Annotated in this window: 9 protein-coding genes; 5 read left to right on the forward strand and 4 right to left on the reverse strand. The window is 44.3% G+C overall.

Annotated elements, in window-relative coordinates:
• From GXZ17_RS00945 to amaP, 3 genes are all read left to right on the forward strand, one after another.
• The coding region (locus GXZ17_RS00945) for an N-acetyltransferase family protein (protein WP_409375417.1) at positions 1-285 on the forward strand (285 nt) is incomplete at its 5' end.
• A complete protein-coding gene (locus GXZ17_RS00950) occupies positions 243-821 on the forward strand; it encodes a Rad52/Rad22 family DNA repair protein (RefSeq protein ID WP_409375418.1) in 579 nt (192 codons plus the stop codon). The genes GXZ17_RS00945 and GXZ17_RS00950, both read left to right, overlap by 43 nt.
• Before the next feature lie 26 nt (positions 822-847).
• Positions 848-1,411, forward strand: a complete 564-nt coding sequence (gene amaP / locus GXZ17_RS00955) for an alkaline shock response membrane anchor protein AmaP (RefSeq protein WP_409375425.1) — start codon at positions 848-850, stop codon at positions 1,409-1,411.
• Here amaP and GXZ17_RS00960 read toward each other — a convergent pair.
• Genes GXZ17_RS00960 through GXZ17_RS00970 form a run of 3 tightly spaced genes read right to left on the reverse strand, consistent with a single transcriptional unit; the run spans position 1,370 to position 3,379 of the window.
• On the reverse strand, positions 1,370-1,999 hold the full coding sequence (locus tag GXZ17_RS00960) for a methyltransferase family protein (protein WP_409375419.1): 630 nt from the start codon (positions 1,997-1,999) through the stop codon (positions 1,370-1,372). The genes amaP and GXZ17_RS00960 overlap by 42 nt on opposite strands.
• The gene (locus GXZ17_RS00965; protein WP_409375420.1) at positions 1,975-2,973 is read right to left on the reverse strand and encodes an AIR synthase family protein; all 999 of its coding nucleotides are present in this window, start codon (positions 2,971-2,973) and stop codon (positions 1,975-1,977) included. Before GXZ17_RS00965 ends, GXZ17_RS00960 begins: the two co-directional genes overlap by 25 nt.
• Positions 2,951-3,379, reverse strand: a complete 429-nt coding sequence (locus GXZ17_RS00970; protein WP_409375421.1) for a polymer-forming cytoskeletal protein — start codon at positions 3,377-3,379, stop codon at positions 2,951-2,953. Before GXZ17_RS00970 ends, GXZ17_RS00965 begins: the two co-directional genes overlap by 23 nt.
• Before the next feature lie 672 nt (positions 3,380-4,051).
• Between GXZ17_RS00970 and GXZ17_RS00975 the strand changes: the two genes are divergently transcribed.
• Together GXZ17_RS00975 and GXZ17_RS00980 are read left to right on the forward strand one after the other, a co-directional pair.
• Entirely contained in the window at positions 4,052-4,936 is an 885-nt protein-coding gene (locus GXZ17_RS00975) for a sugar phosphate isomerase/epimerase family protein (protein WP_409375422.1), read from the forward strand.
• 57 nt (positions 4,937-4,993) lie between these two features.
• Positions 4,994-6,019 (forward strand): Gfo/Idh/MocA family protein, encoded by a 1,026-nt coding sequence (locus GXZ17_RS00980; RefSeq protein WP_409375423.1) that lies wholly within the window; start codon positions 4,994-4,996, stop codon positions 6,017-6,019.
• 289 nt (positions 6,020-6,308) lie between these two features.
• Here the strand turns inward: GXZ17_RS00980 and GXZ17_RS00985 are convergent.
• Positions 6,309-7,743, reverse strand: a 1,435-nt coding sequence (locus tag GXZ17_RS00985) for an HD-GYP domain-containing protein (RefSeq protein WP_409375424.1), incomplete at its 5' end; no start/stop codon positions are given.

The following is a 7,743-nucleotide window of genomic DNA, read 5'->3' on the forward strand; positions in this document are numbered from 1 at the left end:
GAGGGTTATCAGCATACGGTTACGGACTCTATATATGTAAGGGAGGAATTTCGTCGTCAGCATATTGGCTATGAGCTTTTGAGTTTTCTTGCAGAGGAGGCTCAAAAGCTGGGTTATCATTCGGTTGTAGCTTTTATTGCCCGGGAAAATTTAGCCAGTATCAGGCTTCATGAGAAAGTGGGTTTTTTGTACCGGGGAGAATTGAAAGAAGTAGGTTTCAAATTCGGTAAGTGGGTAGATGTGTGTCTCTATCAGAAAATGCTGGAGGGGGGAGAGGGAAGATAAAAAGCAGGGAGATTTTAGAGAAAAAATTCCCTAAAAAAGAAGTAAAAACTCGTCCGGGGAGAAGGGGGCAAGAGGTTTATTATCTGGAAACAGCTTCGGTGATTCGAAGATTGAATGAGGCCTGGGAAGGTGATTGGTCTTTTGAAGTAAAAGACAAAGGCATAGACCGGGAAGCCGGTTGTGTATGGGTTCTGGGAAGATTGACCTGCGGGGGAGTGGTAAAGGAGCAGTTTGGCTCTAAAATTATCTCTCTGAGCTCTGATGGGGCTATGGTTGACTTAGGCAGCGACCTGAAGGCAGCAACAAGTGATGCGCTGAAAAAATGTGCTACCCTTCTGGGAGTGGGGATTTACCTTTACGAGGAGGAAGACGAAGCTCTTTCTCGCCGGGCTTCGCAAAAACAGAAGGATTTTTTGCGTGATCTTTTAAAAGAAAAGGGCAAAGCAGTTGATGAAGAGATGCTCAAGACCATCTCTTCTGAGGAAGCTTCTCGTTTGATTGATGAGTGCTTAAAGAAGGAAGAGAGTAAAAAATAACTGAATAAGGAGAAGGAGGGTTGGCTGTGAACTTTTGGGGAAAGTTTTTCACTTTCATTGTAGGAATAATTCTGATAGGTATGGCTCTGGGGATGATAGCTATAACCTTCAATCTGGTGCCTCTTCTTACCCTTCAGGAATGGGTGGTTGCCACTTATTTGTTTTTTAGCCAGAATATTTTCTCCCAGGCTTTAGGAGTTATATGTACTGTTATTCTCGTTCTGGTGGCCCTTTTAATTTTTCGGCTGTTAATACCTAAACGGGAGAAATCCCTTATATATCACACCGAGCAAGGGGATATAAGAGTTTCTTTTGATTCGTTGCAGTCTCTGGCTCAAGAAGCTCTGCGGGGTTTTGATGAGATTTTGCAATCCCGAGCAGAAGTAGAAAAAGTGGGGAATGAAGCCCGTTTGATTCTCCATCTTATAGTAAAACCCGAAGCCTCCATTCCTGAGCTTTCGCCCATCATTCAAAATAGAGTAAAAGAAAAAATTGAGCGCCAGACCGGTGTAATTGTTAAAGAAGTTAAGCTGACTATCGACTTAAAATCAGAGGATAAAGAGGAGAAAGAAGAGGAAGAGACGGTTTAATATTTTTAAAAAACCGAAACCCCGGAGATAGAGGAGAAAGATGGTAGCTCCCAGAGTGAAAAGAGTAATTATTTCTTTTTTCTCGATTACTCTCCAGGAAAACGTTCCATTCCTCTCCGGATAAGGTGACAATTGAGGGAAAAAACGGGGCACTTCCCGGGCATAAGTTTTATAACTTTCTCCAAATTTGTTTTCTAAAAAGCTTTCCTCAGCCCGGATAATTGGAAAATATAAAAGGTAAAAAGCGAGCCAGAACAAAATTATTGACCACCATAAACCAGAGATGATGGCTATGCCAGTTCCAATTATACCGTTAGCCAAATAGAGCGGGTTACGCAGATAAGCATATGGTCCTGCGGTGGTCAGCCTTTCTGCTTCCTGCATGGGGCCGCGGTAGTTTTTGATATAACCCACTCCCCAGATTCTCAGTCCTTCTCCTAAGCACGTTAGAGCTATCCCCCAGCTAAATAAGGGATAATGAGGGTGAGCAAGAAGAAAAATTATCAATCCCAGCACCCCCCAGATGATACCCCGGCGGGGGAAAAGTTTAGCGCCCCATCTTTCTAAGCTGATTGCAATACTCGCCATAGTTCGTCCTGAGGACACTCCTTTATTTCTTCTTTTTCCCCGTTCTGACGGATTAAAACCTTGATCGGGTCTTTTACTACTCTTCCTATTACTTCTGCCGGTACAATTTCCCGAAGAGCTTGAAGAAGTGGTAGGGGTTGAGGGGTGAAGATTATAAGAGTTCCGCTTGAAATCAACTTCAGGGGGTCTAAATCCAGGAGTTGAGCTAAAACTCTCGTTTCAGGATAAACCTTGATTTTCCCCTCTTCTATTTCAAAGCCTAAACCTCTGCTCATGCAAGCTTCCCAGATGGCTCCTAAAACTCCTCCTTCTGTGGCGTCATGAAGAGCGTGAGGATGAAAAGGAAGAGCAATTTTCCCTTCCTGGAAAACGCTCATCATTTTCCAGAACTCTTTTCCTTTGTTTATTGTTTCCTCATCCAGGAGATTTTGCCATTCTTTTTCTTTCTCAGAAAATAAGATAGCTGTGCCTTCAATTCCTGCTCCTTTGGTCATCACGATATAGTCACCAGCTTCTATTTTACTCACATCGGGAAGGTAGCCATCTTTTATCCACCCGAGACCCGTACAGTGAATGATAGACCTGTTTACTGCTTCCGATATCTCGGTATGTCCTCCTATAATACTAACTCCCAATTCTTTTCCTGCTTCATCTATTTCTCTCATTATTGTTTCTATTTCATTTTCTGTGATTCCGGGAGGGAAAATAAGGGTGACGAGAAGAGCCACGGGCTCAGCTCCAGAACAAATCAAATCATTCACTACCACTTGAGTAGCTAAAAGTCCCAGATGAAATGAAGAACCAGTTATAGGGTCGCAGGTGAGAGATATTAACTCTCTTCCTAATTGCACCACTCCACAGTCTCTTCCCAGTTGTGCTCCCCAGATTACTTCTTCTCTATTTTTTCCTTGAAAAGGGAAAACCAATCTCTCCAGAGCCGACGGAGAGATTTTACCCACTTTTTCTATCACCATCGTTTCTTCCTTTCTCTATTAATAATTTGCCTTTCATCCAGGCTCCCTGGTCTACAAATAGTATCTCAGTTTTTATCTCTCCCTCTACTTTTCCAGAAGAAGAAAGATAAAAAAAGGAAGAATTAACGATACCTCGCAAAAATCCTTCCACGTAGACGCACTGGGCTTCTACCTCAACTGTTGCCCGGGCATGCTCTGCTATAATGATAACCGGGCACTTTACCTTACCTTTTAAAGTCCCTTCCACCCGCACGAGGCCAGGCGTTTCTATATTTCCCTCCAGAGTCACCAGTGGAGGAAGGAAAACCTCTACCGGGCATTCCCGCAAAAAACGGCTCAAAAAATCATGACGGGACTTTAAAGATAAAGACTTACTCCACTTATCTAAGAATTCTAACCCGCGCATTTGTCAGTATTATATCAGAAGAATATCAGAAGAGAACCATGGGGAGTAAGCCCAAAAGAGAAAAACAAAAAAGAAAACAATTTCTCTTCTTTCCCTCTCTGGGGGGAGAAGGTGAGGGTGAATCGACTATGAGGGCGCTGACCCCTATAGTCCCCCGGAAAAGAAGAAGCAAAACTTTGGATGCCTGATAAAAGATTTCGAGAATGACAGAAAAGGAATGTCACCCCTGAATGGCTCTATCCCCTTTTTCGTCACCCCGGCAACTTGCGAGCCGGGGTCCAGAAGTATTTAAAAACTTTGGATGCCTGATAAAAGCGCTCAGGCATGACGAGAGAGGTAGATTCCCGACTAAAACTTTTGAGAATGACAGAGGAGATGGGCGTCTCACTATTTTTCAGAAAAAACTCCTTTCTCTTTGAATTTTGTGTTAGAATTTTATCTTGCGGGCGCAGCGCAGCCCGGTTAGCGCACCTGCGACTATTCAAGTCGGTCCGTCTCGACCTGAAAAGATCTGGCTTTTTTTGAGGGGGAGGAGATGCATAAATCCGGTTTCTGCTTAATTGCTTTTTGCATTTTTGCTAATTCCGATATTTGTAAAATTATGTGACTATTCGTCACCCCGGGATAAGAGTTTAACCCGCTTGACGGAAAATAGAAGGGAGTAAAAAAGAAATGGATAAATTAAGGATCGGGACTCTGGTTGGTGGAAAAGATGCTGTGCGGGTGATTCCTCAACTAATACCCTATGGTTTTGAATCTTTCAGCATCACTTTTTGGCAGACTACCGGAGGGATAGACCTGGAAGACATGGCAAAGAAAGTTGGAGACGTTCTGGCAGGACACGATGTTATTATTTCCTGCCTTTCTCTTTTCGGTAACCCCCTGATGGGGGAAGGTGAGAGCTCTGATGCGCTGGCCAGCTGGGAGAGGCTCATCGATAGCGCCCATCTTTTTGGCACTGACCTGGTCACTGGTTTTACCGGACGTATTGTAGACCGGCCCATTGATGAATCTATACCTCGCTTTAAAGAAGTGTTTGGAGAGCTGGCCCGAAGAGCGGCAGATAAAGGTGTAAGGTTGGCTTTTGAGAATTGCAACATGGGTGGTGACTGGCAAAGAGGAGACTGGAATATTGCCCACAATCCCCTCGCCTGGGAGATGATGTTTGATGCTCTTCCTCTGGATAATCTTGGTCTGGAGTGGGAACCCTGCCATCAAATGGTGCAGCTTATAGACCCTATTCCCCAGCTGAGAAAATGGGCTAACAAAATATTTCACGTGCATGGAAAAGACGCCACCATCGCCTGGGACATTATCCGTGAATGCGGAATTGGTGGCCCAGAACCCTTTGTATGGCATCGTACTCCTGGCTTTGGTGATTCTAACTGGACAGATATTATATCCATTTTAAGATACTCAAAATACGAAGGCACTATTGATATCGAAGGATACCATGATCCGGTATACTGTGGGGAGCTGGAAATGACCGGACAGGTTCGAGGGCTTCAGTACTTAAAACAATGCCGGGGCGGAGAATATGTTGCTAACCCCGTTTAAGCTCATCTTATCCTGGAATAACAAAATCTATAGTAACAGGTGAAAGGAGAAGTGGATATGGAGCTTTTTAGAATAGCGGTGGCCGGTTGTGGAGGGATGGCCAATACCTGGGTCAGTTATGCACAGGAAAGAGATGATGCGCGGATTGTAGCCTTGGTTGATATCGCAGAGGAGAATGCTAAGAACATGGCTGAGCGATATCACTTGAACTGTGGTATATACCGGGATATAGGCGAGGCCATCAAGGATTCAGGGGCTAACCTGGTGTTTAATGTGACTGTTCCTGAGGCTCACTATCACATTACTACCACCGCTTTGAAAATGGGCTGCCATGTACTGAGTGAAAAACCCATGGCCTCTTCTCCGGAAGAGGCTGAAGAAATGGTGGCCATTGCTCAAGAAGCAGGAAAGATGTTTGCTGTTATGCAAAACCGACGATATTTGAAAAACATCAGGGCTTTTCATGACCTTATAAAAGAAGGCACTATTGGCGCTCCCGGGTTTGTATGCGCCGACTTTTTTCTTGGACCCCATTTTGGAGGATTCAGAGAAGTTATGGATAGCCCCCTGATTTTAGATATGGCTATTCACACCTTTGACCAGGCACGCTTCATAACCGGAGCCGATCCTGTTTCGGTATACTGTCACGAATTTAACCCTCCTGGCTCGTGGTATAAAGGCAATGCTGCGGCAGCATGTATTTTTGAGCTTTCAGATGGTTCTGTATTTTCTTATCGAGGGTCGTGGTGTGCAGAAGGTGCTCCTACCTCATGGGAATCCAGCTGGAGGATTACAGGTAGCAGGGGAACGGCCATTTGGGATGGAATTGCTGCTCCCTATGGGGAAATTGTGGCAGATAGCGATAGTCAGGAATTCATACGCAAGACAGAGAGAGTCGAAGCTACGCTTTCCTGGAGTGGCAGAGAAGGTCACTGGGGATGTCTTGATGAGATGTTTAGTGCGCTTTTGGAAAACAGAAAGGCTGAAACTGATTGTACAGATAATATAAAGAGCGTGGCAATGGTTTTTGGTGCACTGCAAAGCGCTAAAAGAGGCCAGAAAATTGCATTGCAGAGAGAGTGATATGGATTTTGATGTGTTCTTCCCGGAGGAGTATTTGTTACCCCGACTGTGACGCTCTTGTATGGTAGCTCATCAGGGAGTCTCGAAACTATCCCTTTTTTATTCTTTTGGTGTTATATCAGAGGAGAATCATAGGAGCATCCCCTCCCATTATTTAGATTCCTCGTAGAACCGCTCAGGAATGACGAACAACGGGGTGATAGAGGTATTGCCGGGTAAAGGGTTCTCATTTCTCTTGGTGCTCTTCTACCTTATGTTATAATCCAGCGAGCAAGCGGGGTTGGCTTTCTTACTCATCTTTCAGCTCTTCAAGAAGCTCTAAGAACTTTTCTACCACCCGGGGGTCGAAATGGTGGCCAGATTGTTCTTTTATATATTGTAAAGCTTTTTCTTGAGACCAGGCAGGGCGATAAGGTCGATCAGAGGTTAAAGCATCCCACACATCTACTACTGCAAATATCCGGGCTGATAGAGGGATTTCTTCTCCCTTTAGTCCTCGAGGATATCCTGTCCCGTCCCACCGCTCATGATGGTAATAAGGGATATCGAGAGCCGGGCGAAGATATTTAATGGGAGAAAGAAGTTCCCAGGCATAAACGGGGTGCTTTTTCATAATTTCCCACTCCTCAGGAGTTAAAGGACCGGGTTTCAATAGAATTCTATCTGGAATGCCCATTTTACCAATATCATGGAGAAGTGCTCCCCGGCGGATATGAATGAGATCTTCAGATTTGACTCCCAGCGCTTGAGCTAACTTTACAGTTAAATCAGCCACTCTTCGGGTGTGTCCTTCAGTTTCCCGGTCTCGGAGTTCCAGTGCCTGAGCCCAACCTTCAATGGTGGTATCGTAGGCTAAAGTCAACTCCAGGTGAGAGCGATTGAGCTCTTCAAACATAGTAATGTTATCGATAGCTATGGCTAATTGCCCTCCTATGGTAATTAAAAATGTTGTCCAATCTGGAGGAGGATTAAAGGAGAGTCGATGAAAAGCTATCAGTGTTCCCTGGATTTTACCTTTAGCTACTAAAGGTATGGCAAAAAGAGATAGAAATCCTTCTTTTTCTATAAAAGGAGGAAGGAAAGAAAGCTCTTTTTCTCCGATTTGAGGAATAAATAAAGGCTTTTTCTCTAATACCATCTCACCCAGGGTTCCCTCTCCTAACCGGAACTGATAAGCAGCCCCATCAGGAAACAGAAACCCCAGGCCCGCTTTATAGTGTAGAATTTGAGTGGAAGGGTCAATTAAATAAACACACATAGCATCGATTTTTAAGTGACGCAGGGCTTCTTGTAAAGTAAAATCCAGTACCGTTTTTAAATCTAAGCTGGAGGCAATATTTCGGTCGATGGAGTGCAAACTGCGCATCATGTTTATGTATTTTTCTAATTGTGAGAAAAGCCGAGCTCGCTCACCGGAGGTAGCCACTTGATGGATGAAAGTCTGAATAAAACCAGATACCTCAGAAGATAGAAAGTCAGGTTTATCTACCAACCACACCAAAGCTCCCCAGCTCTCAGGAGATTTCCCCAGAAGAAAAGCTTCTACTTCTTTTATTTCCAATTCTTTAGCTATTTTCTCTAACTGAGGATATTTGCTTTCCCCGATAAAGTTCACCGCTAAAGAAGAGCCACTATGCAACAAGTCGGCCAAGAATTGGTCTTTTTCTGGGGAGTTTAACCAGGACTTGAGAGCGGAGAAAGAAGAAGAGGAGGAAGAGGAAGGA

Source organism: Candidatus Sordicultor fermentans, from assembly GCF_012728195.1.
In the GTDB taxonomy this organism is placed as follows: domain Bacteria; phylum Atribacterota; class Atribacteria; order Atribacterales; family Caldatribacteriaceae; genus Sordicultor; species Sordicultor fermentans.